Consider the following 25,838-nt stretch of genomic DNA (forward strand, 5'->3'; position numbering starts at 1 on the left):
GCGCGACACATCAGCGGCGTCCTTGTCAGGAAATCTGCGATCGCCTGAAATCATTCTCTATTTGTCCGATAGGATTTATAGTGTCTTCATGTGAGCGAGTTTTGAACGAACTCAAACAAGCCGAGGGGACTATGGCGCTTAAGAACAAACTGATCGCAGGGGCCGCCGTCATGGCGCTCTGCTGGCCGGCCATGGCGGCCGCCGACGAGGCGACCGACGCGCGCATCAAGGCGCTGGAGGAACAACTGGCCCTGCTCCAGGGGCAGATCACCGACCTGAAGCAGTCGACGGCGAACAACATCGCCGCGGTGCGCAAGGACGCCACCGCCACCACGGTGTCCCTGGCCAACGGCCGCCCGACCATCGCCACCTCCGACGGCAAGTTCACCGCTTCGTTCCGCGGCGTGTTCCAGCTGGACAGCGCCCACTACGACCAGCGCGCGCCCGGCCCGCTCGGCTCGGACTTCCGCCGCGGCTCGTTCGGCGACGCCGCCGAGAACGACCGCGCCCGCGACCTGAGCGACGGCGCCAACTTCCGCCGCGCGCGGCTTGGCGTGGAGGGCAAGGCCTTCGGCGATTTCGAATACAACTTCCTCTACGACTTCGGCGGTTCCGGGAACGAAGAAGCCGGCAAGATCAGCGCCGCCTGGGTGCAGTACAACGGTCTGCCCTTCGCCAACGCCAAGCTGCGCATCGGCGCCTTCTCCCCGCCCAGCGGTCTTGAGGAGGCGGTCTCCACCAACGGCTCGCTGTTCGCCGAGCGCGCCTCGCCCTCCGAACTGGTGCGCGGCATAGCCGCGGGCGACGGCCGAACGGGGGTGGCCTTCCTCGCCAACGGCGACAACTGGGCCGCCACGGCGGCCATCACAGGCAACATCATCGCCACCCAGACCTTCGACGAACAGACCGCCTTCGTGGGCCGCTTCTCCTTCGTACCGTTCCGGCGCGACGACAGCCTGATCCACCTGGGGGTCAACACCTCCATCGTGATCAATCCGGCCGCCAGCGGCCCGGACGTGGCGGGAACCGCGGTCACCGCGATCCGCCTGCGCGACCGCCCCGAGATCCGCGTCGACGGCACGCGCCTGGTCGACACCGGAAATATCGACGCCAACGGCCTGACCGCCATCGGCGCGGAGTTCGGCGCCCAATGGAAGAGCCTCAACATCCAGTCGGAGTACTTCGACATCGACGTGGACCGGAAGGGCGCGCTGGGCGATCCGGACTTCTCCGGCTGGTACGCCCAGGCGGGCTGGACCATCACCGGCGAGGCGCGCCGCTACAGCAACGCCACCTTCGACGCGCCGCGTCCCGCCAAACCGTTCGACCTGAAGACCGGCGGCTGGGGAGCCTGGGAGCTAGGTCTGCGTTATTCGAAGCTGGACCTGAACTACCTCGCGGGCTCGCCCGGCACGGCTCTGGCGGCCGCGGCGATCCGCGGCGGCGAACAGGAGATCTTCACGTTAGGTCTCAACTGGTACGTCAACAACGCGCTGCGCTTCCAGGCCGCCTACCAGGACGTCTCGGTCGACCGCCTGTCGCCCGGCGGCACGGCCTTCGTCGCCGGCTCCACCCCGTCGGCCGGCGCCCAGGTGGGCCAGGATCTCAGCATCTACTCGCTGCGCACCCAGTACGCCTTCTGACGACGGGCGGCGCTCCCGGCCGCCCCACATCACCGCCACTGCGGCCGAGCCCTCAGAACAAGGATCTCGATACGATGACTCATGACTTGAAGCTCCCGACCCGCCGCGGCGTCGTCGCCGGGGGCGCGGCCGCCGCCACAGCGGGACCGGCGCTCCTGGCGGGCCAGGCCTCGGCCCAGGCCAAGGCCAAGCCGGTCACCCTGCTCAATGTGAGCTACGACCCCACCCGCGAGCTCTACAAGGACATCAACGCCGCCTACGCCCGTTACTGGAAGGGCAAGGTCGGCCAGGACCTGGCGATCAACCAAAGCCACGGCGGCTCCGGTCGCCAGGCGCGCTCGGTGATCGACGGGCTCCAGGCCGACGTGGTGACCCTGGCGCTGGCCTACGACATCGACGAGATCGCCCAGAAGGCCAAGCTATTGCCGGCCAACTGGCAGTCGCGCCTGCCCAACAACTCCACGCCCTACACCTCGACCATCGTCTTCCTGGTGCGCAAGGGAAACCCCTGGAAAATCAAAGACTGGGGCGACCTGATCAAGCCCGGCATCGACGTCATCACCCCCAACCCCAAGACCTCGGGCGGGGCGCGCTGGAACTATCTGGCCGCCTGGGGCTGGGCCCAGAAGAACGGCCGCAACCCCCAGGCCTTCGTCGAGGAGTTGTTCAAGCACGTCCCGGTCCTTGACACCGGCGCGCGCGGCTCGACCACCACCTTCGTCCAACGCGGCATCGGCGATGTGCTGCTGTCCTGGGAGAACGAGGCCCACTTGGCCATCGAGGAGCTAGGCCCCGGCAAGGTCGACATCGTCATACCCTCGCTGTCGATCCTGGCCGAACCCCCGGTCGCCCTGGTCGACAAGGTGGTCGACCGCAAGAAGACCCGCACCATCGCCGAGGGCTATCTGAAGTTCCTCTACAGCCCCATCGCCCAGGACCTGATCGGCAAGAACCACTATCGGCCGCGCAGCGCCGAGGCGGCGGCGAAATACGCCTCGAAGTTCCCGAAGATCCCGCTGGTCACCATCGACGACACCTTCGGCGGCTGGAAAAAGGCCCAGGCGACGCATTTCGCCGACGGCGGTGTGTTCGACAAGATTTACAAGCCGGGCTGACCCTGCGGCGCGGCTCGGGCCATGGGCGCGGAGCTCCCCCTCCGCGCCCTTTCTCGTTTGGCGCAACCTGGGCCGTGCCGGCCCGTTTGAGCAGGCATGAGCCTCTCCGCAGCCGACTGGGTCGGAACCGCCGCAGCCATCTGCTCGATGGCCAGCTTCACCCCGCAGATCGTCAAGATCTGGCGCGAGCGCGACGCAAGCTCGGTGTCACTGCGCATGTACGTGGTCACCGTGACGGGGTTCAGCCTTTGGACCGCCTATGGCGTCCTGACCGGCAGCTGGCCGGTGATCGGGGCCAACGCGGTCTGCCTGACCTTGGCGGCGGTCATCCTTGCCCTGAAGTGGCGGTTCCGCGATCGGAAGGCGGCTTGAGAGCGGTTCGACGCACCCCGGTTGGCGCCGTGGGCCGAGGCCACTAGATTGGCGCGAACGCGCGCCCGATCGGGCGAGGCCCCTCCCCAACTCGCCGCCGCCGGCGCCTCGGATACCCGAGCCCCAGCGCGTGACAGGAACTTTGTATGTCGATGGACAGGTTCGCCGAGGCTGAAGCCGCCTTCAAGGCGGGTGACGCCGAACGGGGCATCCTCCTGACGGAGGCCCAGCTCGAGGCCGATCCCAAGGCCCCGCTGGCGGTCTACAAGAACTTCGGCGGGCTGCTGTTCCGCCGCCAGTTGTACGCGCGCATGGAGCGCTGGACCGCCGCGGGCGTCGCCCTCTATCCGCGCGACTTCGACCTGCTGAACCTGCGTGGCGTGGCCCTGCGCCGCCTCGCCCGCTACGAGGATGCGCTCAAGGCCCTGACCCAGGCCGAGAAGCTCAACCCCAAGAGCGCCGCGGTGCTGAGCAACAAGGGCAACATCTACAACGACATCAAGAACGGCCCGGGCGCGGTGGAGACCTTCACCAAGCTGGTGCGGATGCAACCGACCGTCGCGGAATACCAGCGAGGCCTGGGACGCGGCCTGTGGAACACGGGCGACCGCGACAAGGCGCTCATGCGCTTCAACCTGGCGGTCAAGCTGAAGCCCAACTTCCTCGACGGCTGGCTCGACCTCACCGCCCTCATCACCGAGATGCAGGGGACGGCGGAGGCTCTGGCGACCTTCGATCGCGCCGAGGCCGCGTTGCCGGGTGTCGCCAGGATCCGCGAGGCCAAGGGCATGGCCCTACGGCGCTCTGGCAAGCTGCGCGAGGCCGAGGCCTATTTCATCGAGCAGCTCGCCCTGCATGGCGACCTCGGCTGGATTCACTTCCATCTCGGCGCGACCCTGGCGGACTATGACCGCCCGCGCGCCAACCACCACCTGGAGAAGGCGATCGAGCTGGAGCCGGACAAGACGGAGTACCGGATCGCCCTGGCCGAGAGCCTGGGCCGTTCGCGCTACGGCGACGAGTCGGCGCACCTGGAGCGGGCTTACGAGGTCATCAGGGACGCCATTCCCGAGGGCGAGGAACTCGCCGCCAGCCCGCTGAAGGTGGCGCTGGAGATCATCGTCCGCCTGGCCGACTACGATCGCGTGGAGGCGCTGGGCAGCTTCTCGGAGGTCGGCAACCGCTGGGTCGACGCCGGCCGCCACACCGCCCTGCTGAGCCACCTGGCCCGCGTGCGCACCCCGGAAGACCGCCTGGAGCTGGTGGCGATGCACCGCCGCTGGGGCGAGATGGCCGAGACGGCGGTGACCAAGTGGCCGATCCGCTGGCCCGGTCCGCGGCCGGCGGACGGCAAGATCCGCATCGGCTTCATGTCCTCGGACCTCCGGGCCCACCCGGTGGCCTATTTCGCCATGCCCCTGTTCGAGCACTACGACCGCAGCCGCTTCGAGGTCTATTGCTACTCCTATTATGAAGGTTCGAACGTCGACTCGACCCAGACCCGGATCACCGAGCTGGTCGACGTGTTCCGCTGGACCAAGGACATCACCGAGCAAGACGCGGCCCAGATGATCGCCGACGACCAGCTCGACCTGCTGATCGAACTGGGCGGCTCGACCCACATGAACAAGATCTCGGTCATGGCCTTCAAGCCCGCGCCGCTCCAGGCGAGCTGGCTGGGCTATCCCCACTCGGCGGGGCTGGAGACCATCGACCACCTGATCCTCGACCCTTATGTGTGCCCGCCCAGGCGCGAGCTGGTGATCGAGGAGCCTCTGAAGATGCCGAAGAGCTGGATCGCCATGGGCGAGATGGCCTTCCCGGAGCGGCCGATCACCGAGACCATTCCGCAATCGCGCAACGGCTTCCTGACCATCGGCACCGCCAACAATCCCTACAAGTACAGCCGCGAGATGGTTCAGACCTGGGCGCGGGTGGCCGCGGCCATTCCCGACTCCCGATTTATGTTCGTGCGCCCGGAGAGCGGCACGCCCTCGTTCCGCAAGAACATCACCGCCCTGTTCGAGGCCCAGGGCGTGGCCGCCGAGCGCCTGCGTTTCGAGGACGTCCGCGGCGCGCACATGCCATTCTACAACGAGATGGACATGTCCCTGGACACCTTCCCCCAGACCGGCGGCACCACCACCTGCGAGGCGCTGTGGATGGGCGTGCCGGTGGTCACCATGGTGGGCGAGGCCATGTTCGAGCGGCTGAGCTATTCGATCCTGACCAATGCCGGCCTGGCCGACCTGTGCGCGACGAGCGAAGACGAGTTCGTGGCGATCGCGCTGAAGCTGGCTAATGATCCCGAACGTCGTCAGGCGCTGCGCACGGGGCTGCGGGGCATGCTGAAGGCCAGTCCGCTGGGCCAGACCAAGCAATTCGCCGCCGACTTCTACGAGATGGTCCAGGGCGCCGTGGACCGCGCCAAGGCGGCCGGCAAGATTCCCGTCGCGGCCTAGGTCAGCGGGAAGGCCGGATCGCCCAGCGCCCCGGCCAGCACCTCGCGCACGTCGCGCGCCTGCACACCGAGGGCCGCCAGCCGCGAAACGTCGCAGGTCGGGCCGTGGGGTGGGGCGTCGCCGCCGGCAAGGTCCAGGGTCCAGCCGTGGGCGGCGAACACCTGGGCGATCTGGGCGTTCGAGATGGCCTCCCCGCGGGCGATATTGACGATCCCCTCGGCGGCCTTGGCGTCCATGGCCAGCAGGCCGGCGATGACGTCGTCAGCGTGGATGTAGTCGCGGCCCGCCTGGGGCGAGGAGTCCAGGCTGATCGCCCTCTCCCGCCGCGCGCGCTTCAGGAGGTCCGAGAGGAAGCCGCCGGCGTCGTCGGTCCAGTCGAAGACGTTGGAGAGCCGCGCCACAACCGCACGGCCGCCGGAACGGGCGAGGCACAGGTTCTCACCCAGGGCCTTGGAGAGGTCGTAGACATTGCGCGGCGCGGCCACGTCGAAGGCCAGGACGTCATCCTCGTGGCCCCCACGCTCGCCCAGGCTGTCATAGAGCCGGGTGGAGGAGAGATAGATCATCCGCTCGAACTTCGCGTCGCGCAGCACGTGGGTGAGCAGGCCCACATGGGCGTCCACCGTGTCGAAGGGCCGGACCATGAAATCGCCGGTCAGGCCCGCGCAATAGAACACTCGGCCAAGGTCGGCTGCGAACAACTCCGGATCGCCGCGCGCCGGGGCGTGGACGCTCTCGCCTCGCCCGCGCAGGAAGGCGACCAGCCGCGCGCCGATGAAGCCGCCGGCGCCGATGACGGTGTAGCGGCTCATTCGCCGCGCGCGCCCACGCGCTTGGCCGGGACGCCGGCATAGATCGAATAGGGCTCCAGCTCGCCGCGCACCACCGAGCCCGCCGCGATCACGCAGCCCTGGCCAATCACCGCGCCGTCCAGCACCACCGTGTTGGCGCCCAGCCAGACATCGTCGCCGATGATGATGCCGCCACGCGAGGGCTGGAAGCCCTGGTCGCGGATGCGCTTGGCCTTGTCGCCGAACTCATGATTGGTCGGAGCGAGCGTGCAGTTGGCGGCGATCAGCACGGCGTCGCCGATCTTGATGCCGTTGCCGGTGTACATGACCGTGCCGGAATTGACCGCGCAGTCGGCGCCGATCTCGACGGCGCCCGAACCGCCGGCCGGTTTGATCTTCACGAAGGCGTCGATCATCGTCCGCGCTCCGATGGTGATCGGCGTGCCCCGCGAGGAGGCCTCGATATCCGCCAGGGGGGAGATCTTCGCGGTGGGGTCGATGGTCAGCATCGGCGGCAGTCTAGCTGGCCGAGCCATGGTCCGGATAGGCCGCGTCCCGATCCGACATCACCAGCGGCTTCACAGGCCACGCGATGGCGAAGGCCGGGTCGTCCCAACGCGCGCCGCGGCCGTGGCCCGGCTCGAAGATGCGATCGATCTGATAGAGCACGTCGGTGTCGTCGGTCAGGGTGACGAAGCCGTGCGCCAGGCCCTTGCCGATCAGCAGGGCCCGGCCGTTCTCGGCGGAAAGCTCTGCGCCCGTCCACCGGAGATAGGTCGGGCTGCCCAGCCGCAGGTCCACCGCCACGTCGAAGATCGCGCCACGGGTCGCGCGCACCAGCTTGGCCTCCTCGTGCGGCGAGGCCTCATAGTGCAGGCCGCGCAGGGTCGCGGCCTTCAGGTTGCGCGACAGGCTGGTCTGCAGGGGCGTGAACGGATAACCGGCCGCGGCGAACTCTTCGGGGCAATGCAGCCGTGCGAAGGCGCCGCGTTCATCGCTCATGGCGTCGAGGTCGACGATCACGACACCATCGATGCCGGTCGCCTTGAACCGCATCAGCCGACGACCTTGGTGTCGGGCGCGGCGGTCACGAACTGGCCGCCCCAGTCCTTGATGTAGGCCAGCTGGCCCATGATCTCGTCCTTCAGGTTCCAGGGCAGGATGATCAGGTAGTCGGGCTTGAAGTCGACGATCCTGGCCGGGGCATAGGTCGGGATGTGGCTGCCCGGCAGGTAGCGGTCCTGCTTGTGCGGATTGGCGTCGAAGCAGGCGACGACGTCGACGGCGGTCACCCCTGCATAGTTCAGGAAGGTGTTGCCCTTGGCCGCCGCGCCATAGGCCGCCACCACCTTGCCGTCGGCGCTAGCCTCGGCGAGGAAGGCCAGGAAGCCCTCGCGCACCGCCTCGACCCTGGCCGTGAAGCCGTCATAGCCCGACAGAACGTCCAGGCCCGCGGCCTGCTCACGGGCCCGCAGGTCCTTCAGCGCCTGGGTCTCCACATGGGTCGACGCCTCGTGGGCGCAGAACAGTCGCAGCGAGCCGCCGTGGGTGGGCAGGAGTTCGACATCGAAGGGGCGCAGGCCTTTGGCCCGCAGCACCCGCTCCACCGCCAGCAGAGACAGGTAGGAGTAGTGCTCGTGGTAGATCGTATCGAACTGGACCTTCTCGATCAGGTTCAGCAGATGCGGGAACTCGAAGGTCAGCACGCCCTGCGGCTTGAGCACATGCTGGAAGCCAGCCACGAAGTCGCCGATGTCGGGCACGTGGGCCAGGACGTTGTTGCCGGCCATCAGGTCGGCGGCGACGCCCCGCGCCTTCAGGTCGCGGCCGGTGGCGTCGTTGAAGAAAGTGACCTCGGTCGGGATACCCCGTTCCCGGATCGCGACCTCCGCCGTGTTCCCAGTGGGCTCGATCCCCAGGACAGGCACGCCCATGGCCTTGAAGTGCTGCAGCAGGTAGCCGTCGTTGGAGGCCACCTCGATGACCAGGGACTCGGCGCCCAGGCCGAACCGCGTCGCCATCGCCTCGGCATAGCGCTTGGCGTGGGCCACCCAGCTTTCCGAATAGGCGGAGAAATAGGCGTAGCCGTCGTCGAAGATGGCGTCGGCGGCGACCGGGTCATCGGCCTGGACCAGGAAACATGCCCCGCAGACCCGGGTGCGCAGCGGATAGACGCCCTCGACCCCGGACTCGAGCTGGGCCTTGGTCAGGTAGGAATTGGCCAGCGGCTGCATCCCGAGGTCCACGAAGGTCTGGGTCAGCGGCGCGCGGCAGAAGCGGCAGGCGGGAACGGTCATCAAAGGCCTTCGTAGCGCGTGATCTGGTCGCCGACGAGGGCGAGCGCGTCGCCGCCGTTCGCCTGGTCGCGATACCAGTCCATGGTCCATTCCACGGCGGCCGGGGCGTCCAGCGCGCTCTCGAAGCCCAGCACCTGGCGGGCCAGGCTGGCGTCGATGCCCAGCGCCTTGGCCTCCAGGGAGTCAGGGTCGGGTTCGTGACGCCAGGGTTTGGCGCCCAGGGCCTCGACCGCGCGGGTGGCGAGTTCGCCCACCGTGACCTCCGGCCCACCGGGACGGGGTCCGAAGTTCAACGCCCGGGGCGCGGCGGGATCGCTCGCCAGCCGTTCCAGGAACACCAGATAGCCCGCGACGCAGTCCAGCACGTGCTGCCAGGGCCGGGTGGCTTCTGGATGGCGCAGGACCGTGACGCCCTGGGCTTGGCCGGCGCGGACGATGTCGGCCACCAGCCGGTCGCGGGAATAGTCGCCGCCGCCGATGACATTGCCGCCGCGCGCCGTGGCGACGGGCACATGGGCCTTGTCGAAGTAGCTGCGCGCGAAGCTCTGGACGACGATCTCAGTCGCCGCCTTGGAGGCCGAATAGGGGTCCTTGCCGCCGAGCGGGTCGCCTTCGGCGAAGGCGCGGCCGGTTTCGTTGTTGGCGTAGACCTTGTCCGAGGTGATCGCCAGGACGGCCTTCAGCGCCCCCTGCCCGCGCAAGGCCTGCAGCAGATGCGCAGTACCCATCACATTGGAGGCGAACGTGGCGATGGGGTCTTCGATAGAGGCCCGCACGATGGGCTGGGCGGCCATGTGCAGGACCAGGTCGAATTCGCGTCCGGCCAGGGCCTGCTCCACGTCGGCGGGGCGGCGCAAGTCGACCAGCAGCGAGTCCGTCAGGCTGGCGACGCCTGCCTGAATGAACAGGGCCGGTTCTTGGTCTGGCGCCAGCGCCAGACCTGTCACCTTGGCTCCCATCCGCGAGAGCCAGACCGCCGCCCACGAGCCCTTGAACCCGGTGTGCCCGGTCAGCAGGACGCGCTTGCCCGACCAGAAGGCGGGGTCGGGTCGGCTCATTTCCAGACTTGCCAGGGCGCCTGGCTCGAGGCCCACAGGGCCTCAAGGTGGTTCTTGTCGCGCAGGGTGTCCATGCCGGTCCAGAACCCCGAATGGTGGAAGGCCTGCAGCTCCCCGTCCCGCGCCAGGCCCTGAAGCGGCTCGGATTCCCAGGGCATGTCGTCTCCTGAAATTCGGCTGACGACCTCGGGCTGCAGCACGAAGAAGCCGCCGTTGATCAGGCCCTCGTCGCCCGGCGGCTTCTCGATGAAGCGCTGGACTCCGCCGTCGACGATCTCCAGCGCGCCGTAGCGGCCGGGCGGCGAGACGGCGGTCACCGTGGCCTGCTTGCCGTGCGCCTTGTGGAATGCGGCCAGCGCCTTGAGGTCGACGTCGGCGACGCCATCGCCATAGGTCATGAAGAACGGCTCGCCGGGCGGCAGATAGTCGGCCACCCGCTTCAGGCGACCGCCGGTCATGGTTTCGGCCCCGGTGTCGACCAGGGTGACCCGCCAGGGTTCGTGGTTGGTGGCGTGGTACTCCATCGACCCCTTGCCGAGGTCGACGGTCAGGTCGGCGTTATGGAGCACGTAGTTGGCGAAGTACTCCTTGATCACATAGCCCTTGTAGCCGAGGCACACGATGAACTCGTTGAAGCCGTAGTGTGAGAACAGCTTCATGATGTGCCAGAGGACCGGCCGGCCGCCGACCTCGATCATCGGCTTGGGCTTAAGGTGGCTTTCCTCGGAGATCCGGGTGCCCAGGCCCCCGCAGAGCAGGACGACCTTCATCTAGGCGATCCGCTTGACGAAGGCGTCGGGCCAGTAGGTGACGCGCTCCGTCACGGTTCCCTCGTTGAACGGGAAGGCCGGCTCCTCGACGATGAAGCGCTTGTCCTGCGCCACGAAGTCGTGGACGGCGCGCAGGGGGTTGTTCCAGTCCCAGTCGTCGCCGGTGCGCGGGCCGCCCTTCACCTGGGCCATGATGCCGTCAGTGGCCACCACGTATGAGCCGACCTCGATCAGCTCGCCGTACAGTTTCAGCTCGTCCAGCACGTGGTCGCGGGTGTGGTTGCTGTCGAGCACAACCAGCACCTTTTCGCCGGGCTTGATGAGCGCCTTCACCTTTTCCAGCGTCTCCAGCGCGGTCGAGGAGCCCTCGATCAGCTCGATGCGCTTGAACATCTCGTGGGCCTCGATGGCCTCGCGGTTGTGCTTGCGGATCTCGATATCGATCCCGATCACCCGGCCCTTGCCCATGGCCTCGAACAGGGAGGCGTAGAAGATCAGCGAGCCGCCGTGGGCGACGCCGGTCTCGACCAGGACGTCGGGCTTCAGCTCGTAGATCACCTCCTGGAGGCGGATCATGTCCTCCGGCAACTGGATGACCGGCCGGCCCATCCAGGCGAAGGAATAGACGTACTTGGAATCCCAGGTGGCCCGCAGCCAGGCCTTGGACGCCGCGGCGAAGCCCTCGGCGCTCGCCAGGCTATGGCGGGTTTCGGCCTCGCCGTCCTTGACGACGACTTCGCCGCGCTCTTCGTCGATGATGGTGATCAAAGCTCTCAGCCTTCGGAAATTGTGCCGGCAGGTCGGCGGCTCGCCCGCCCCCGCCGACGAATTGGCCTCCCTATTATCGCGTGTCCTTCGCGCGATGAAGCCGTATCGAAGGACTCAAGGGCGGCGCCATGCCGCAAAGCTGCGAATTTGGGGCCGAGACGGGTTTGGGCGGGGTCGACCATCGGATCAATTTCATCGTCGCCGGCGTGCAGAAGGCTGGAACGACCGCGCTTTACGACTACCTGGCCGAGGACCCGAACATCGGGCTCTCCAAGGTCAAGGAGGTCCATTTCTTCGACGACGAGCGCGTCGACTGGGTCGCGCCGGACTATGGCGCCTACCATGCCCAGTTCGACTGGACCGCCCCGGCGATTCGCGGCGAGGCGACGCCGATCTACCTTTACTGGCCGCGCAGCCTGGAGCGCATCGCCGCCTACAATCCCGCCGCCAGACTCATCGTCATGTTGCGCGATCCGGTGGAACGGGCCTGGTCGCACTGGAAGATGGAATATGCGCGAGGAGCGGAAACCGAGGCCTTCTCCTGGTGCGTCCGCCAGGGTCGGCGGCGGCTGCTCGACGCCGACCCGTGGGGTGTGCATCGCGAGTTCTCCTATGTGGAGCGCGGCTTCTATGGCGAGCAGGTCGAGCGGCTGCTGGGCCTGTTTCCGCGCGGCCAGTTGCTGATCCTGAAGGCCGATGACCTGCGTCGTGATCCCAACACCGCGCTCGCCTCGGTCAACGCCTTCCTCGGCGCACCGCCTCCCGCGCAGGTGACCGCCCGCGACGTCCATGTCGGCCGCGAGATGGACTATGGCGGCGATTTGACAGACGAGGACGCGGCCTTCCTCCGCAGGCTCTACGCCTGCGATCTGGCGCGGCTCGAAGCCCTGACCGGTGTCGTTTTTCCGTGAGGCCACATTTCCGGCGAGACCAGCCGCCAGGATCAGCCATCATGGCCAGATCAATCATTCCCTCCGTAGTTCTCAGCGTCCTGACCGCCTGCTCGGCCGCCGAACCGCAGGGTGGGACAGCGAACGCCGCCACCTCGTCGCCCCCTCCCGCCGCGCCGATCAACGGGCCGCGACTGTCCCTTCCCCTGGCCTGCGTCGTCGGTGAAAGCTGCGAGGTGCAGAATCACGTCGACGCCGATCCGGGACCGGGCGTGAAGGACTACCGGTGCGGCCCGCAGACCTATGAAGCGCACGGGGGTGTCGACATCCGCCTGCTCGACATGGCCGCGCAGCGCCGGGGCGTGGATGTCCTGGCAGCCGCGCCGGGCCAAGTCGCCAGGTTGCGGGACGGAGTTTCCGACGTCTCGGTGAGGGTCGCCGGGCCGGCCTCCATCGCGGGCCAGGAGTGCGGCAACGGGGTGGTTATCGACCACGGCGGCGGCTGGGAGACCCAATACTGTCACCTGGCCCGGGGCAGCATGATGGTGAAGCAGGGCGACACCGTTACGGCGGGCCAGCCGATCGCCCGCGTCGGCCTGTCCGGCAATACGGAGTACCCGCATCTGCACCTGAGCGTCCGCAAGGCCGGGGTGATCGTCGACCCGTATCGTCCGGAGGCGGTCCCCGGGACCTGCGACCCGGCCAGCCCCGGCGTCGGTCTTTGGGATCCTGCGGCGGCCAAGGCCGTGACCTACCTGCCCGGCGCGGTGCTGAACGCCGGCTTCGCCGGCGCGCAGCCGACCATGGAAGCCGTCGAGGCCGGCGACGTCGCGGCGCCTTCTACCGCCGATCCGGCGTTGATCGCCTATGTCCGGGCGATCAACCTGCAGGCGGGCGATGTACAGAGTCTGAGCGTCGCGGACCCGGCTGGCGGCGTGCTCGTTCAGAACACGCTCGCGCCCCTGGGCCGCGCGAAGGCGCAGTACCTTCTCTATGTCGGCAAGCGCACGCCGGCCGGCGGATGGCGGCGCGGCCGATACACCGCGAGCTATGTGGTGACCAGGGCCGGCAAACCGGTGTTGAAACAGAATTTCGAGCTCGCCATTTAGGCGAGAAAACGTGAGTGCAGCAGGGAAATCAGCGCCTTCGAGCTTCACCTCACAAATCCGTTAGGACCCCATTGTAGCGCTGGAGTCTCTTTTACCCGGAGGCGGACTGAGGTACAGTGAGACGTCAGCCTTGCTCTCCAGGGCTGTGTCGCTTTGGCCGGGCGGTAAGCTCGCGGCTTCACCGCCCGGCCTCTCGCGTTTCTCGTTGAAATCCAGGTCGGAACGGCGCGTGGCAAGCGTCTGCGTCAGCGTACGATCAGGAGATGTCGGCCACCGGCGGCGTCGGGCTGAGGTCCAGGATCCCGAACTTCACCAGCCGCAACAGGCTGCGTTCCACGACGCCTCGACGTCCCGGCGGGAACGCCGCCGTCACCTCGGCCACGCGCAACGGACCGCCCTGCGCGACCATGTCGAAAGTCCGCTTCACCTCCGCCCCTGTCGGCAGCGCCCAGCGGCCAAAGCCCGCCAGCGGGTTGGTGAGTCTCTGGATCGCCATGGCCCAGTCCACGCCCGGGACGAGCGAGAGGATCGAGTCGGGCGTCATCGGCGCCGTGGGATAACCGGCGAACAGGGTGAACGGGTCCAGGCGGCGGGGATCGGTCGCGTTCACGAACCGGCGCGCGGGATCAGCCATGGCCGCCGCCCGCCGCGCGGCGAGCTCACCCCAGAGCGCCTGGTACTGCGGGATGACCACCGACCAATCGAAGGTCGCATAGGCGCGTTCACGCGCCGCCGCGCCCATGCGGCGGCGTAGGTCGGGGTTGGCGACAAGGGCCGCCACAGCGGCCGTTGCGGAGGCAAGGTCGACGGCCGTCATCTGGGCGGCGGCGGCGAGGTACTGGTCGTAGGTCACCCAGTTCTGGGCGTAGTGATAGGCGAGATCCTGGCCCATGCCCGGTCGCGGCGCGTGAGTGGCGATGCGGAAGCCGTCCACGCCGTTGCGCACGGTCTCGCGATATCCGTCCCAATCGCTGACCACGCAGGGCAGGCCCGCGGCCATGGCCTCGGCCGGGGTCAGGCCGAAGGTCTCCTGGATGTTGTCAGAAAACGAGATGAAGAAGTCGGCGACCGACCAGATGGAGAACCGGGTGTCGGCGGGCCGGCCGTCGACGGGCCGATACTGCACGCTTGGGCAAAAGGTCTGGGTTTGAGCGTGGAAGCGCTCGGTCTCCTCGTCGGATCCGGCCCAGCCGGCGACCACCCAGTAGATCGTCTTGCCGGTCTCATGGGCCGCGGCCTCAAGAGCCATGGCCATGGCGGCGGGGTTCATTTTCGCCACGGGCGTCAGGCGGCCCAGATAGAAGGCGACGATGGCGTCTTCGGGGATCTCCAACCGCTCGCGCCAGGCCTTGCGGTGTTGTGGCGAGGTCTTGAAGTCGTCGGCGTTGACGCCCAGCGGGATGGTGGCGAGTTGCGGCTGGGGCTTGCGCGTAGCGCCGAGACGCCGCGCCAGATGGTCGTGCACCGCCTCGAACTCGACCTCGACGCTGGCCCGCACGGCGCGCGAGGTGCAGATCAGGGCGTCCCAGGGTTCGACCGGACCGACGATCATGTCGTGCAGGATGTCCATGACCCGATGGGTGGCGGTGGTGTGGGTGACACCACAGAGACTGTAGCGGCGCGAGTCGAAGGGCTGTCGGGTCCAGGCTTCGGGGCCGATATTGGGGCTCGGCACATAGAGGCACCCGGGATCGCGCAAGGCGGGGATCTCGCGCCGTTCAATCCATTTCAGTGACGTACGGGGAGGTTCGATCCGCTGGACCAGCGGCTCGAGCTCCGCTGTCGGCTTCGCCGTCCCGTTGAACAACACCAGCTGGTCGATATCGGCGTTGCGGATGAAGCCACGGAGGAAGCTCTCGCCGGCGGCGTGGCGGCCCATCAGCCGCTGCCCGGTGGTGTCGTAGCCGTCGGGATGGAAGAGGAGCGCGGCGTTGGTCATGCCCGTCAGCCGGTAGCGCGCTTTCGGCCGCGGCACAAATGCCGAACCGTCCAGCCGATCGCGCAAAACAAAAGGGCCGCCCCGAAGGGCGGCCCCAAAGTCTAGTGGTCGATCTCGCCTTAGGCGGTGAAGTCGCCTTCGGTGATCACGCCCGTGACGGTCGTGATCTTGATCGCGTTACCGACCGTGTTGTTGGCCGAGGAGTCGGCGAACACGTAGGTGCCCGCGTCCGCGCCCGTGACGGTGATCACGACGATGTCGCGCGAACCGCCGCCAATCAGCGAGCTCGCATCAGCCAACGCCTGAGCGTAGCTGGTGGCGACCGTGCCGTTGAGGAAGTTCGTCGCGGTGCCGACAACACCCAGAGCGAAGGCGTCATCCGCGACCACGAAGTCGGCGATGGTGTCCGGCGAAGCCGAAACCGAGTCGCCCGAGGCGAAGCTGAAGCGATCGGTGCCGCCGCCGCCCGTCATCGAGTCGAGACCCGCGCCACCGGCGAAGGTGTCGTTGCCGGCCGCGCCGTCGAGGGTGTCGTTGCCAGCGCCGCCGGTCAGGGCGGAGTTGCCCGCGCCGTCGGTGATCTTGTCGCTGCCATCGCCGCCCGTGAGGGTGCTGTCGCCAGCGCCGCCCGAGACGGTGTCGTCACCAGCGCCCGCATCGACCGAGTTCGCGCCGTCGCCGGCCACGATCGTGTCGTTGCCGTCGCCGCCGCCGAGCGTATCAGCGCCCGTGCCGGCCGTGATGCTGTCGGTGCCGAGACCAGCCGCGACGCTGTTGGCGCCGTCGCCGGCCACCACGGTGTCGTTGCCGTCACCCGAGTTGACCGTATCGTTGGCCGCACCGGTGTTGATGGTGTCGTCGCCGAGACCGCCGATGACATTGTCGGCGCCCGCATCGGTGGTGATGGCGTCGTTGCCGTCGCCGCCGTCCACGGTGTTGGCACCGACCAGGTCGCTGACCACGTCGTTGCCGAGACCGGCCACGATGGTGTCGTCGCCCGCGCCGCCGTCGAGGACGTCGTTGCCGGCGCCGCCGTCGAGGCTGTCGACATCGGCACCGCCGTCGAGATCGTCGTTGCCGTCGCCACCAATCAGGGTGTCGTTGCCGGCATCGCCGTTGAGCTCGTCGTTGCCAAGGTCGCCGCTGAGGTAGTCAGCGCCGGCCGCGGCCGTCAGGGTGTCGTTGTCTTGACCGCCGAGCAGGGTGTCGGTGCCCGTGCCGCCGGTGATCTGGTCGTTGCCGATATTGCCGTTCGACCAGTTGCTGGCGCCGGTGCCCGTCGCGATGGTGTCGTTGCCTTGGCCGCCGTAGAGCGAGTCGAGGCCCGTGCCGCCGGTGATGCCGTCGTTGCCGAGGTTGCCGTTCACCGTGGCGTTGCCGGCGACAACCGTGACCGTGTCGTCGCCGTCGCCGGCGAAGATGGTCGAGTTGCCGAGGGTGTTGGTGACGGTGTCGTTTCCAAGGCCGCCGGTGATCGAATCCGCACCGTCGTCGTTGGTGATGGCGTCTGCGCCATCGCCACCGTCAACCGTGTCGGCGCCGGTGCCGGAATTGATCACGTCGGCGCCGAGGTCGCCGAAGATCAAGTCGGCGCCGGCCGCGCCGACGATATTGTCGACGCCTTGGCCGCCGTAGAGGGTGTCGGTGTCGGAACCGCCGGTGACCGAGTCGTCGCCCAGGTTGCCTTGGGCGAAGTTCTTGCCGTCGCCGGTGGCGACGGTGTCGTTGTCAGCGCCGCCGTAGACGGTGTCGTTGCCGGCGTCGGCCGCGATGTTGTCGGCGCCTTGGTTGCCCTGCAGCGAGTCGTTGCCAGCACCGCCCGTGAGCGAGTCGGCGCCGGCGCCGCCGTAGAGGCCGTCCGCGGTGGAAGCGCCCGCCGCGGTGTCACCCGCGCCGGGGTCGCCGATGTAGAGAACCGAGGAGTCGACGAAGACGGTGCCGGCTTCAGTGTAGATGCCGGTGCCGAACGCGACCGTGCGGCCGTTGTAGGTGAGATTGACCGTCGCGGGCGAGGAGCCCGACGCCGGCACGTACACCACCTGAACCTGAGCGCCAGTGGCGCCGGCGGTGGAGAAGACGAGGGTGTCGCCGGCGGCGGTGAAACCCGCAGCCTGCGCAACCGTAATCGTCTCGAAGAAATAGTTAGCCATGCTTCTCTCCAGTCTGTGTCACATGGACCCCCGAAACGCCTGGCCACCATTTTCCCAAATGGAGCGGTCCCAGCGGTCCTGTCCGTTCGCCATAACATGGTCGTGGCGAAGGTTAAACGAGCCCGAGGAAGACGTATCGGAACCGTTGAAAATGCGCAACAGGTAAAAAGGCGCGAAACCGTCACAGGAACGGGCTTTGCCCGCGGGAGATTCACCCCGCGTTAATCTTCCCGCAGAGCGTCGCCGATAGTGTCGGTCAGCGGGCTGACGATGTAGGACAGAACCGTACGCTTTCCGGTGACAATCATGGCCTCCGCAGGCATGCCGGGCGTCATTTTCACGTCGCTCGGAAGCTTTGCGAGTTCCTGTGGCGGAATACGCACATCGGCGCGGAAATAGCTCTCGCCATTCCGCTCGTCCGTCAACTGGTCCGCCGAGATGTTGACGACCACGGCCTCGACCGGCGGCACGCGCTGTGAATTGAAGGCGCTGAGGCGTACGCGGGCCTTCAATCCGGGCCTCACCACGTCGGTGTCCTGCGGCTTGATTCGGACCGTCACGATCAGGGCGGCGTTGGACGGGACGACGCTCATCAGCCGCTCGCCCGGCGCCACGATCCCGCCGACCGTGAACTGGGTCAGATCCAGCACATAACCGTCGGCCGGCGAGCGCACGGTGGCGGCGTTCAGCATCTGGCTGGCGGCCGCCAGCTTCGGTCCGATGTCGGAAAGGCCGGTCTGCATCTGGCGCAGACCCTCGGCGGCCTGGCTGACCCGCTCCTCGCGCAGGGTGTTGAGCTGGAGCCGCGTCTCGCCAATCTGCTGGCGCAGCCGCGTGGTGTCGGCGACCAGCGACCCTCGCCGCCCGGCCAGTTCGGCCAGGGTGCGCTGGTAGCGCAGGATCAGGGTCTTGGGCGCGTAGCCCTTCTCGTAGAGGGTCTGGTATCCAGCCAGCTCCTCCTTGGTCAGCTTGTCGCTCTCGTTCAGCGCGTCGATCTGGGCCTGGACGCCGCCGATCTGGGTCTCGATCTGCTGGAGCCTCTGGCCCAGCACATCGCCCTGGGTGTCGAAGAACTGCAGCCGGGTCATGAACAGGAACTGCTGGTCGCGGATCAGCCCCGACACCCGCGGATCGGTCGCCCGGGCCATCAGCTCCGGCGGGAAGACGAGGACCCGCTGGTTGGTGGCCTCGGCCTGCATCCGCGCGGTCTGGGCCAGCATGGTGTCGTACTGGTTCTGCAGGACATCGACGCTGGCGCGGGTCTGGACGTCGTCGAACCGGAGCAGCACCTGGTTCAGCTTCACGTGCTGGCCTTCGTGCGCCAGGATCGCGCGCACCGTCCCGCCCTGGAGGTGGCGCACGGTCTTGCGATTGTCCTCGACTCGCACGGTGCCGGGCGCGACCACGGCGCTGTCCAGCGGCGAGACTGCGGCCCACAGCAGCATGCCGATCACGAACACCCCGACCACGATCGAGCCCATGATCATCGGGCGCTGCACGCGCCGCTGCAGATTGGGGTCGAGCGGCGCGACGTCGGTGCCGCTGAAGGCGGGGGTCACATAGGGTTTGACGGGACCGAGTTCGAACTTCACCGGCTGGCCTCGATCTTCTGGACCGCGGCCGGCTGGACGACCCGGGCCATGACCTGGTCACGCGGGCCGAACAGCTCCACGCGTCCGTCGCGCAGCAGCAGCATCTTGTCGGCGCTGCGGAATACGCTGGGCTTGTGGGAGACGATCACGATGGTCGCGCCGCCGGCCTTCAGCGCGTCCAGCGCATTGACCAAGGCGTCCTCGCCCTCGGCGTCCAGGGCGGCATTGGGTTCGTCCAGCACCAGCAGGCGCGGGGCGCCAAGCACCGCGCGAGCCAGGCCGACCCGCTGGCGCTGGCCGGCCGACAGCACGTGGCCGCCTTCGCCCAACTCGGTGTCATAGCCGTTGGGCAGGCGCAGGATGAGCTGATGGACGCCCGCCGTCTGGGCGGCCCAGACCACGGCCTCGTCGTCGACGTCGGGGCGGAAGCGGGCGATGTTGTCGCGGATGCTGCCGGAGAACAGCTCGGTGTCCTGCGGCAGGTAGCCGACGTGCTTGCCGAACTCGACCCGGTCCCAGGAATAGACGTCGGCGCCGTCGAGACGGACCGCCCCGCTATTGGGCTGCCAGATGCCGACGAGGAGGCGCGCCAGCGACGACTTGCCCGCGCCGGAGGGGCCGATGATCCCGAGCATCTCGCCGGGCTCGACCTTCAGGCTCACGCCTTGCAGCACGAAACGGTTGGCGCCGGGGGGCGCGAAGTTGACGCCTTCCACCGACAGCTGGCCGATCGGCGTCGGCAGGGAGGTCGCCGGGGGCAGGGGTTTCCAGTCCTTGAACAGGGCCGTCAGCCGCACATAGGAGCGATAGCCCTGGTTGAGGCCGTCCCAAGAGCCGACCAGGCGTTCGATCGGCTGCAGGGCGCGGGCCGCCAGGATCATGTTGGCGAACAGCAGCCCGGAGTGGATCTGGCCCTTCACGACCAGATAGGCGCCGATACCGATGATCAGCACCTGAATCGCCTGGCGCGCGAACTTGCTGACATTGGACAGGGCGCTGGCGCGCTCGCTGGCCACGGCGCTGCGCTCCATGGTGATCGACCGGAAAGCGGCCCACCTCTGGCCCAGCGGCTCGACCATGCCCATGGCCCGAACCACCTCGCCGTTGCGCAGGGCGGCGTCGGTGAAGGCGTAGCTGCGCAGGGCCGCGTCATTGGCGTCGCGCAGGGCCGGCCGGGTGGCCCGGTCCTGGGCGATGGTGATGCCGATCAGGATGACGGCGCCCATCAGAGTGACCACCCCGATCAGAGGATCGATGATGAACAGCACGATGATGAACACCGGCATCCAGGGCAGGTCGAACAGGCTCCCGAAGGCGGGGCCCGTGAGCATCTGGCGGAAGGAGTCGAGGTCGCGCAGGGCCTGCGAGCGCATGGACGGATTGCCCCGCACCACGCCGTCGAAAAGCGCGGAAAACACTTTGCCGCTAACGCGTTGGTCCATGACCACGCCGAAGTTGACCATCACCCTAGCCCGGTAGTCGTCGATCAGGCCGGAGACTACGAAGGCGGCGAGGACGGCGAAGGTGATGACCAGTAGGGTCGGCACGCTGTAGCTCGCCAGCACCCGCCCATAGATCTGGAAGGTGTAGAGCGGCATCGCCATGTAGAGCAGGTTCGACGCCAGGCTGAACCCGAACGCAAACCAGAGGGGCGTGTAGCCCTCTTTGATCGACCGCGTCAGCGGGTTGTCGGGCTGGTCGCCCAGCGGATTGAAGATATTCATGCGCGCCGGGATGTTCCGTGGATGCTCGCGGTCGTTGGACGCCGCGACCATCGGCGATTCTGAGGCTTCAAGTCCAAGGCGATCGCGCCGAAAACGCGCGAGACATGCTTGGGGCTCCGGCCGATGTCAATGGCGCAACCGGCCGCGCCACTCTCCTGGCGCGTGTGCTAGGAAGCCGTATGCGGGCTCTCATCGCCGCGCCCAGGGAGGTCGCTTGTCCAGGATCGCCATCATTGGCAGCTGCATAACGCGAGACTTGTGGCCGATCCTGGGCGAAACGCCGCGGAACCTGCTCTATGTGTCGCGAACCAGCCTCGCGAGCCTGTTCGCGCCGGCGCCGGCTGGGGTGACCACGGCCGGGGAGCCGCCCAACGGAATGCGGCCTCAGCCGCACGCGGCCCTGGTCGCCGACCTGCGCAAGACCGCCCTGGCGGCCCTGGTGGCGCACCGCCCCACACACATCGTCTTTGACTTCATCGACGAGCGGTTCGACCTGCTGTCTGCCGGGGGCGGCCTGGCCGCCCACACCTGGGAACTGGACGTCAGCGGCTATCTCGACCAGGCCGCCTTCGCCGACGGTCATCGCATCGCGCGCACGACGCCGGCCTGCGAACGGCTCTGGCTGCAAGGCGCCGCGGAAATGACCGCCTTCCTGGGCGCCACGCCGCTGCGCGAGGCCAAGATTGTCCTGCACGAGGCGCAGTGGGCGACCCGCTATCTCGACGCCACGGGCGAGATCCGCGAGTTCGAGCCGGTGGTCGATGTGCTGGAAGGCCGGATGACAGTCCTGCGCGACCAGAACGCCATGCTGGGCCGCTATCAGGCCGCCTTCGCCGAGCTTGCGCCCCAGGCGGCGAGGATCAGGGCCCCCGACGACCTGCGCCTGGCCGACACCGGTCACCGCTGGGGCCTCAGCCCCTTCCACTATGTGACGGACTATTATCGCGACATCTGGGGCCAGCTGCGCGAGGCGGGGATCTAGCGCCCGCCCTGCCGGGCCCAGTGCTCCAACGGCGTCATGCCAGGGACCTCGAAATTTGCCCGGTCCAGCCACGGCTCGCCCACGGCCCAGGCGCCGCCCTGCAGGTAGTCGACCAGCGGATTGCAGGTCTCCGGCCGCGCCGCGCCGCGCTGGCGCATATAGAGGGCCGCGTCGAACCAGGGGCTGGGATTGCGGCCCTCCACCCCACCAGCCATGGCGTAGTGGGTCAGCGGCTCATGACCGCCGGCGTCGACGTCCGGATAGAGCGCGCGATAGGCGGTGGGGTCGAACAGCGGGTGGGGCTTACGCCCGGCGGCGGAGCCGCGGGTCAGGTAGTCGACCAGGGGCGGCCCCTCGCCGTTGGCATAGATGTCCGGCGCGAACAGGGGATGGGGCGAGAGACCCCGGAGCCAGCCCTGTTCCAGATAGTGGACGAGGGGGTTCTGGCCGGTCGCGATCAGGTCAGGGGCCTGGACGACATAGTGCTCCAGGCTGAACAACGGATGGGGATCGCAACCCATGGCGGCGCCCTCGCGCACGAAGTGCTCCAGCGGGGTCAGTCCGCTCGCCGCCAGAGCCGCGCCATGGCTGGCGCCGTAGAACCCGGCATGGATGAGCGGATGGGGACTGCGGCCCTCGGCCCCGCCGCGCAGCAGGTAGTGCGCCAGGGGGCTCATGCGCCCGGCGGCGAGGTCGGGGCTCGCGGCCACGTACCAGGCCTGGTCGAACAGGGCCGCCGGCCGGGCCTGCGGATCGGCGCCGCGCCGCGCATAGGCGACCATGCCGGCGAGGTCGCGCAGGCGCGCGCCGAACGACAGGCCGCTGGCGCGCCAAAGTCCGGAACGGGCGATGACCAGGGCCTGGCCCAGCGGGCCGCCCCGCGCCAAAAGGCGGTCGAGAAGGCGGGCGGGCCGGTTGCGACGGCGCGGGCGGATCGTACGGCGGGCGGCGACGCGATAGCCGGCCAGGGCGCTGGCGCGCGCGGCCTGTTCGGCGCGGGCGGTGGCGGCCAGGGCCTCGGCCAGGGCGGCGCCGAGGCGCGCGCGGGTCAGGCCCTCGGCGGCGGCGGCGCGCTCGGCCTCCTCGCGCAACGCGGCGTAGCGCGCGGCGAGGTCGCTCACCTTGCCGGCCAAGCCGCCAGTCTCGGCCGATGGAGTGTCAGATGCGCGTTTGGCCATGGTCAAGCCGCCGTCCGGTGGAGCAGGCCCTCGGCCTCCAGCCAGCCGCGGAAGCCGCCGCCCCCGGTGGCGAAGGGATCGGCGAACCGGGCGCGCAGGTCGTCGCGCTCGCGCCACAGCAGCCGGTGGGCGCGGGCGATCGGCGTGCCGTCGTCGAAGGTCTCATAGGCCCAGTAGCGTTCGGGGATCGCCGGTTCGGTCGCAGCCGTCACCTGGTCCTTGTACCAGCGCCAGATCTCGTAGACGGCGTGGTTGTCGCCCGCGTAGCGCTTGGTCATCACGTCGCCGGTGGGGCCGAGCTTGGTGAAGTGCCAGAACCGCAAAGGTTGGCCGTTGACGGTGATCGCCCCGTCCTTGCCGATGGCCACGGTCCGCTGGCTGAGGTTCCAGCTGGCGACATTGTAGCCCGGATCGCGGACCACCTTGACCTTGTCGAACAGGGCCGGGACGTGGTCGCACCAGCGCTGATCGACGAACAGGCCGGCGGGCATGTCGTCGTAGCAGAACTCGAGCAGCCGATCGTTCCACCACTGGCCGAAGCGCAGCCCCTCGCCGCCGGCGCGCACCGCCACGAAGCCAAGGTTGAAGATGCCGGTCTTCGAGGCCGAGAGGTCGTTGTCGAGGATCGACTCGCGGGTCGTGTTGGGATCGATCAGGTGCGGGGTCAGTAGGATATCGCTCTGCGCCATCAAACCGATCAACGGCTCCAGGCTGGAGAACAGCGCCGTGTCGGGGTCAAGATAGATGACCGCGTCGGCGTCGGAGGCGAGCGCCTGGTGGAGGAAAGGGCCCTTCACCGCGGTGCAGGCCTCCACCACGTCGTGCTTGAACAGCCAGGCCTTGAAGTCCGGGATGGCCAGGTCCTGGGCATAGACCAGCCGGTCGAAAGGCTCGTTCGCGGGATCGAACCGGAATCCGGCCGGTGGATGGTCCGTGACCAGCGCCACCAGCTCCCAGTCGGGATGGAAGCGGCGCAGGGTCGAATAGAGCACGCGCGCGCGGTTCAGGTACGAGAAGGTGAAGCTGGAATAGCAGGTGACCTTCACGCGTTGGCCCTCAGGAGATCGGCGGTCAGGGCGCTGAACCCCAGATCCTGGACGACGGGTTTCCGCACGTCCCGCGACAGGCGCAGGATGTCGCCGGATTCGAAGGCCGCGATAAGGGCGGCCTCGTCGGTCAGCACCAGCCCATGATCATCGGCGCGCGCGAAGGCCTGGACATTGCCGCTGTCAGGACTGGTCACCACCGCGGCTCCGGCGGCTGCGGCCTCGTAGGCGGTGAAAGAGAAGGTCTCGCGGCAGATCGACCAGATCATGGCCGCGTCGATGTCCAGCCGGCGCATCGCGTCGCGCATGGCGAGCGGCCTCTCGGCGGTCACCGACACCGGATGGTGGGAGATCGGCAGGCCGCCGATGGTCTTCTGGGCCAGGTGGACGAACTCGTAGCGCGGGTCGTCGGCGAACCGCAGGGCCAGATCCCGGAAGATCGGCCATCCCTTGTGCGCCGAGGCCCCGCCCGGAAAGGCGAAGCGGAAGGCCCCGGGCTTGCGCGCCTTGGGCCGCGCCCTGGTCGGGATCAGCCGGGCGTGCGGGACGACGATCTCCGCCCGGGCGTCCAAGCCGCCGCGCCGCCAGGTGTCGAGCGCGTTCTGCGAGGGCGCGACCACGGTCAGGTCAAGATAGCTGAACAGCCGCTCGTGCTCGGTGATGTGCAGCGGCCGGCCCGGGCCATAGACGCAGACCGTGCAGGCCGCGCTGCCCGGCGGCGGCGCGCCGCAGTCCTCCACGTCGTTGCGCAGCAGATGCACGCCAGCACAGAGGGCGGTGAAGTCGTGGATCCAGAAGTAGCCAGCGTTCACGCCCGCCGTGCGGACCACGTCGACCACGTCGCGGGCCGAATGGCCCAGCATGCTGTGGATCGCAAAGGTGCGGGCGCCGGGTGGGCCCAGGGCCGCCTTCAGCCCGGCCAGGACAATGGGCGGCGGGAAGAAGCCAAGCGGCGCGCCGTTCAGCATCACCCCCAGCGGGACCTCGCCCTGGCCGGTGCGGACCATGGGCCAGCCGTGGGCCGGATAGAGGTGCAGGTGATCGCGGCCGAGGGTGGCGATCTCGGAGGCCTCGCGCTGGATGCAGAGCTGCAGCCCGCCCACCGTGGCGGCGTAGTTGTCGTGGCTGAAGGTGATGTGCAGGTCGGCGAGGCCGGTCCGCGTGTCGGCCAGGCCCGCCGCCAGGGTCTCGGCCGTCCCCGGCTCGATCTGGCGCGCCCAGTATTCGAAGTCCTCCAGGCGCTGCCGCAGAGGCAGCATCTTGGCGATGATGTCGTGCCGGAAACCGAGGTCGCGCTTGGCGACCCGGCCCTCGGCGCGGCCGTGGCCGATATAGTGCAGGAACGGCTGCACCCCCGCGGCGGCCACGTCCGGATTGAGCTCCAGATAGTCGCGCACGGAAAAGGTGGTGTTGGGATCGCGGCCCTCGCGCCAGCCGACGAACATGAAATGCTCCAGCGGATCGCCGCCGCCCGCCGCCACGTCGGGGTTCTGGCCGAGATAGAACGCAGCGTCGAACTCCACGGCGGCCGCGGCGAACGCCGCTGGACCCATCTGCTCGGGAAGCCTGCCCTCCCGCGCCAGCTTGCGATCGCGCAGCCAGGCGTCGGCGCGGCGCGACCGGGCGATGGTCCGCCCCTCGCGGCGGCCCTGGGTCAGGTAGTGGACGAAGGGGTTCTGGCCGCTGGCCGCCACGTCGGGATTGAGCGTCAGATAGTCGTCCGTGGAGAACCATGCGGCCGGGTCACGGCCCTCGCGCCAGCCGGCGAAACCGTAGTGCGAGACGGGTTCGACCTGCCCGCCGGCCAGGTCGGGATGGGCCTCGCGGTAGAAGTCCGCGTCGAGGCCCAAGGACAGCCACCGGAAGCTGGTATCGGAAAAGGCCTCGGCGGCCATGGGCAGATCGTCTCCGGCCAAGTGGGCCACCTGTGCAACAGTTGGTCGGGGCGATCA

Annotated in this window: 21 protein-coding genes; 7 read left to right on the top strand and 14 right to left on the bottom strand. The window is 68.4% G+C overall.

Features of this window, described 5'->3' with window-relative positions:
- Positions 1-131 precede the first annotated feature (131 nt).
- The 4 genes from Q8Q77_RS20385 to Q8Q77_RS20400 all read left to right on the top strand — a co-directional run bounded on the left by Q8Q77_RS20385 (position 132) and on the right by Q8Q77_RS20400 (position 5,592).
- Positions 132-1,643 carry an OprO/OprP family phosphate-selective porin gene (locus Q8Q77_RS20385; RefSeq protein ID WP_305585910.1) on the top strand — a complete coding sequence of 504 codons (1,512 nt, stop codon included), beginning with the start codon at positions 132-134 and terminating at the stop codon, positions 1,641-1,643.
- Positions 1,644-1,717: 74 nt separating this feature from the next.
- Positions 1,718-2,758 (top strand): sulfate ABC transporter substrate-binding protein, encoded by a 1,041-nt coding sequence (locus Q8Q77_RS20390; RefSeq protein WP_305585912.1) that lies wholly within the window; start codon positions 1,718-1,720, stop codon positions 2,756-2,758.
- A 96-nt stretch (positions 2,759-2,854) separates the two neighbouring features.
- Positions 2,855-3,130, top strand: a complete 276-nt coding sequence (locus Q8Q77_RS20395) for a SemiSWEET family sugar transporter (RefSeq protein ID WP_305585914.1) — start codon at positions 2,855-2,857, stop codon at positions 3,128-3,130.
- Between the two features lie 146 nt (positions 3,131-3,276).
- Positions 3,277-5,592, top strand: coding sequence for a tetratricopeptide repeat protein (locus Q8Q77_RS20400; RefSeq protein WP_305585916.1), 2,316 nt, complete (start codon positions 3,277-3,279; stop codon positions 5,590-5,592).
- On the opposite strand, the gene Q8Q77_RS20405 is transcribed toward Q8Q77_RS20400, so the two are convergent.
- From Q8Q77_RS20405 to Q8Q77_RS20435, 7 genes are read right to left on the bottom strand one after another with little or no spacing between them, the layout of a single operon-like run.
- Positions 5,589-6,404 carry an NAD(P)-dependent oxidoreductase gene (locus Q8Q77_RS20405; RefSeq protein WP_305585918.1) on the bottom strand — a complete coding sequence of 272 codons (816 nt, stop codon included), beginning with the start codon at positions 6,402-6,404 and terminating at the stop codon, positions 5,589-5,591. The two genes, Q8Q77_RS20400 and Q8Q77_RS20405, sit on opposite strands and share 4 nt — an antisense overlap.
- Positions 6,401-6,892, bottom strand: a complete 492-nt coding sequence (locus Q8Q77_RS20410; protein ID WP_305585920.1) for a DapH/DapD/GlmU-related protein — start codon at positions 6,890-6,892, stop codon at positions 6,401-6,403. The genes Q8Q77_RS20405 and Q8Q77_RS20410 overlap by 4 nt, the downstream gene beginning before the upstream one ends.
- A 10-nt stretch (positions 6,893-6,902) precedes the next feature.
- Entirely contained in the window at positions 6,903-7,439 is a 537-nt protein-coding gene (locus Q8Q77_RS20415) for a dTDP-4-dehydrorhamnose 3,5-epimerase family protein (RefSeq protein WP_305585922.1), read from the bottom strand.
- A complete protein-coding gene (locus Q8Q77_RS20420) occupies positions 7,439-8,680 on the bottom strand; it encodes a class I SAM-dependent methyltransferase (RefSeq protein ID WP_305585925.1) in 1,242 nt (413 codons plus the stop codon). Before Q8Q77_RS20420 ends, Q8Q77_RS20415 begins: the two co-directional genes overlap by 1 nt.
- A complete protein-coding gene (gene rfbG / locus Q8Q77_RS20425; protein WP_305585927.1) occupies positions 8,680-9,738 on the bottom strand; it encodes a CDP-glucose 4,6-dehydratase in 1,059 nt (352 codons plus the stop codon). Before rfbG ends, Q8Q77_RS20420 begins: the two co-directional genes overlap by 1 nt.
- Complete coding sequence (gene rfbF / locus Q8Q77_RS20430; RefSeq protein WP_305585930.1) at positions 9,735-10,508, bottom strand: glucose-1-phosphate cytidylyltransferase; 774 nt, start codon at positions 10,506-10,508, stop codon at positions 9,735-9,737. The genes rfbG and rfbF overlap by 4 nt, the downstream gene beginning before the upstream one ends.
- The gene (locus Q8Q77_RS20435; RefSeq protein ID WP_305585932.1) at positions 10,509-11,276 is read right to left on the bottom strand and encodes a cephalosporin hydroxylase family protein; all 768 of its coding nucleotides are present in this window, start codon (positions 11,274-11,276) and stop codon (positions 10,509-10,511) included. It lies immediately after the preceding gene.
- 128 nt (positions 11,277-11,404) lie between these two features.
- Between Q8Q77_RS20435 and Q8Q77_RS20440 the strand changes: the two genes are divergently transcribed.
- Together Q8Q77_RS20440 and Q8Q77_RS20445 are read left to right on the top strand one after the other, a co-directional pair.
- Entirely contained in the window at positions 11,405-12,187 is a 783-nt protein-coding gene (locus tag Q8Q77_RS20440) for a sulfotransferase domain-containing protein (RefSeq protein WP_305585934.1), read from the top strand.
- A gap of 41 nt (positions 12,188-12,228) precedes the next feature.
- Positions 12,229-13,275, top strand: a complete 1,047-nt coding sequence (locus Q8Q77_RS20445) for a M23 family metallopeptidase (protein ID WP_305585936.1) — start codon at positions 12,229-12,231, stop codon at positions 13,273-13,275.
- A gap of 256 nt (positions 13,276-13,531) precedes the next feature.
- Here Q8Q77_RS20445 and Q8Q77_RS20450 read toward each other — a convergent pair whose 3' ends face one another.
- The 4 genes from Q8Q77_RS20450 to Q8Q77_RS20465 all read right to left on the bottom strand — a co-directional run bounded on the left by Q8Q77_RS20450 (position 13,532) and on the right by Q8Q77_RS20465 (position 20,680).
- Positions 13,532-15,214: a glycosyltransferase family 4 protein gene (locus Q8Q77_RS20450; RefSeq protein WP_305585938.1), complete on the bottom strand. Its 1,683-nt coding sequence runs from the start codon at positions 15,212-15,214 to the stop codon at positions 13,532-13,534.
- 119 nt (positions 15,215-15,333) lie between these two features.
- Positions 15,334-17,364 carry a hypothetical protein gene (locus Q8Q77_RS20455; RefSeq protein WP_305585939.1) on the bottom strand — a complete coding sequence of 677 codons (2,031 nt, stop codon included), beginning with the start codon at positions 17,362-17,364 and terminating at the stop codon, positions 15,334-15,336.
- 221 nt (positions 17,365-17,585) lie between these two features.
- The gene (locus tag Q8Q77_RS20460; RefSeq protein WP_305585940.1) at positions 17,586-18,956 is read right to left on the bottom strand and encodes an HlyD family type I secretion periplasmic adaptor subunit; all 1,371 of its coding nucleotides are present in this window, start codon (positions 18,954-18,956) and stop codon (positions 17,586-17,588) included.
- The gene (locus Q8Q77_RS20465) at positions 18,953-20,680 is read right to left on the bottom strand and encodes a type I secretion system permease/ATPase (RefSeq protein ID WP_305585942.1); all 1,728 of its coding nucleotides are present in this window, start codon (positions 20,678-20,680) and stop codon (positions 18,953-18,955) included. The genes Q8Q77_RS20460 and Q8Q77_RS20465 overlap by 4 nt, the downstream gene beginning before the upstream one ends.
- 10 nt (positions 20,681-20,690) lie before the next feature.
- Here Q8Q77_RS20465 and Q8Q77_RS20470 point away from each other — a divergent pair, with 10 nt between their 5' ends.
- Positions 20,691-21,662 carry a DUF6270 domain-containing protein gene (locus Q8Q77_RS20470; protein ID WP_305585999.1) on the top strand — a complete coding sequence of 324 codons (972 nt, stop codon included), beginning with the start codon at positions 20,691-20,693 and terminating at the stop codon, positions 21,660-21,662.
- Here the strand turns inward: Q8Q77_RS20470 and Q8Q77_RS20475 are convergent.
- Genes Q8Q77_RS20475 through Q8Q77_RS20485 form a run of 3 tightly spaced genes read right to left on the bottom strand, consistent with a single transcriptional unit; the run spans position 21,659 to position 25,802 of the window.
- Positions 21,659-22,840, bottom strand: a complete 1,182-nt coding sequence (locus Q8Q77_RS20475; RefSeq protein ID WP_305585944.1) for a hypothetical protein — start codon at positions 22,838-22,840, stop codon at positions 21,659-21,661. The two genes, Q8Q77_RS20470 and Q8Q77_RS20475, sit on opposite strands and share 4 nt — an antisense overlap.
- 2 nt (positions 22,841-22,842) lie before the next feature.
- Positions 22,843-23,886: a hypothetical protein gene (locus tag Q8Q77_RS20480; RefSeq protein WP_305585946.1), complete on the bottom strand. Its 1,044-nt coding sequence runs from the start codon at positions 23,884-23,886 to the stop codon at positions 22,843-22,845.
- A complete protein-coding gene (locus Q8Q77_RS20485) occupies positions 23,883-25,802 on the bottom strand; it encodes a hypothetical protein (protein ID WP_305585947.1) in 1,920 nt (639 codons plus the stop codon). Before Q8Q77_RS20485 ends, Q8Q77_RS20480 begins: the two co-directional genes overlap by 4 nt.
- Between the last annotated feature and the right edge of the window lie 36 nt (positions 25,803-25,838).

The organism is Phenylobacterium sp. (assembly GCF_030698145.1).
GTDB lineage: Bacteria > Pseudomonadota > Alphaproteobacteria > Caulobacterales > Caulobacteraceae > Phenylobacterium.

Bases quoted from the DNA above. Each gene is read 5' to 3' on its own strand.
- Q8Q77_RS20470 (WP_305585999.1), top strand. From the start codon at position 20,691: ATGTTCCGTGGATGCTCGCGGTCGTTGGACGCCGCGACCATCGGCGAT.
- Q8Q77_RS20465 (WP_305585942.1), bottom strand. From the start codon at position 20,680: ATGAATATCTTCAATCCGCTGGGCGACCAGCCCGACAACCCGCTGACG.
- Q8Q77_RS20455 (WP_305585939.1), bottom strand. From the start codon at position 17,364: ATGGCTAACTATTTCTTCGAGACGATTACGGTTGCGCAGGCTGCGGGT.
- Q8Q77_RS20400 (WP_305585916.1), top strand. From the start codon at position 3,277: ATGTCGATGGACAGGTTCGCCGAGGCTGAAGCCGCCTTCAAGGCGGGT.
- rfbF (WP_305585930.1), bottom strand. From the start codon at position 10,508: ATGAAGGTCGTCCTGCTCTGCGGGGGCCTGGGCACCCGGATCTCCGAG.
- Q8Q77_RS20420 (WP_305585925.1), bottom strand. From the start codon at position 8,680: ATGACCGTTCCCGCCTGCCGCTTCTGCCGCGCGCCGCTGACCCAGACC.
- Q8Q77_RS20410 (WP_305585920.1), bottom strand. From the start codon at position 6,892: ATGCTGACCATCGACCCCACCGCGAAGATCTCCCCCCTGGCGGATATC.
- Q8Q77_RS20405 (WP_305585918.1), bottom strand. From the start codon at position 6,404: ATGAGCCGCTACACCGTCATCGGCGCCGGCGGCTTCATCGGCGCGCGG.
- Q8Q77_RS20415 (WP_305585922.1), bottom strand. From the start codon at position 7,439: ATGCGGTTCAAGGCGACCGGCATCGATGGTGTCGTGATCGTCGACCTC.
- Q8Q77_RS20450 (WP_305585938.1), bottom strand. From the start codon at position 15,214: ATGACCAACGCCGCGCTCCTCTTCCATCCCGACGGCTACGACACCACC.
- Q8Q77_RS20440 (WP_305585934.1), top strand. From the start codon at position 11,405: ATGCCGCAAAGCTGCGAATTTGGGGCCGAGACGGGTTTGGGCGGGGTC.
- Q8Q77_RS20390 (WP_305585912.1), top strand. From the start codon at position 1,718: ATGACTCATGACTTGAAGCTCCCGACCCGCCGCGGCGTCGTCGCCGGG.
- rfbG (WP_305585927.1), bottom strand. From the start codon at position 9,738: ATGAGCCGACCCGACCCCGCCTTCTGGTCGGGCAAGCGCGTCCTGCTG.
- Q8Q77_RS20395 (WP_305585914.1), top strand. From the start codon at position 2,855: ATGAGCCTCTCCGCAGCCGACTGGGTCGGAACCGCCGCAGCCATCTGC.
- Q8Q77_RS20445 (WP_305585936.1), top strand. From the start codon at position 12,229: ATGGCCAGATCAATCATTCCCTCCGTAGTTCTCAGCGTCCTGACCGCC.
- Q8Q77_RS20385 (WP_305585910.1), top strand. From the start codon at position 132: ATGGCGCTTAAGAACAAACTGATCGCAGGGGCCGCCGTCATGGCGCTC.
- Q8Q77_RS20475 (WP_305585944.1), bottom strand. From the start codon at position 22,840: ATGGCCAAACGCGCATCTGACACTCCATCGGCCGAGACTGGCGGCTTG.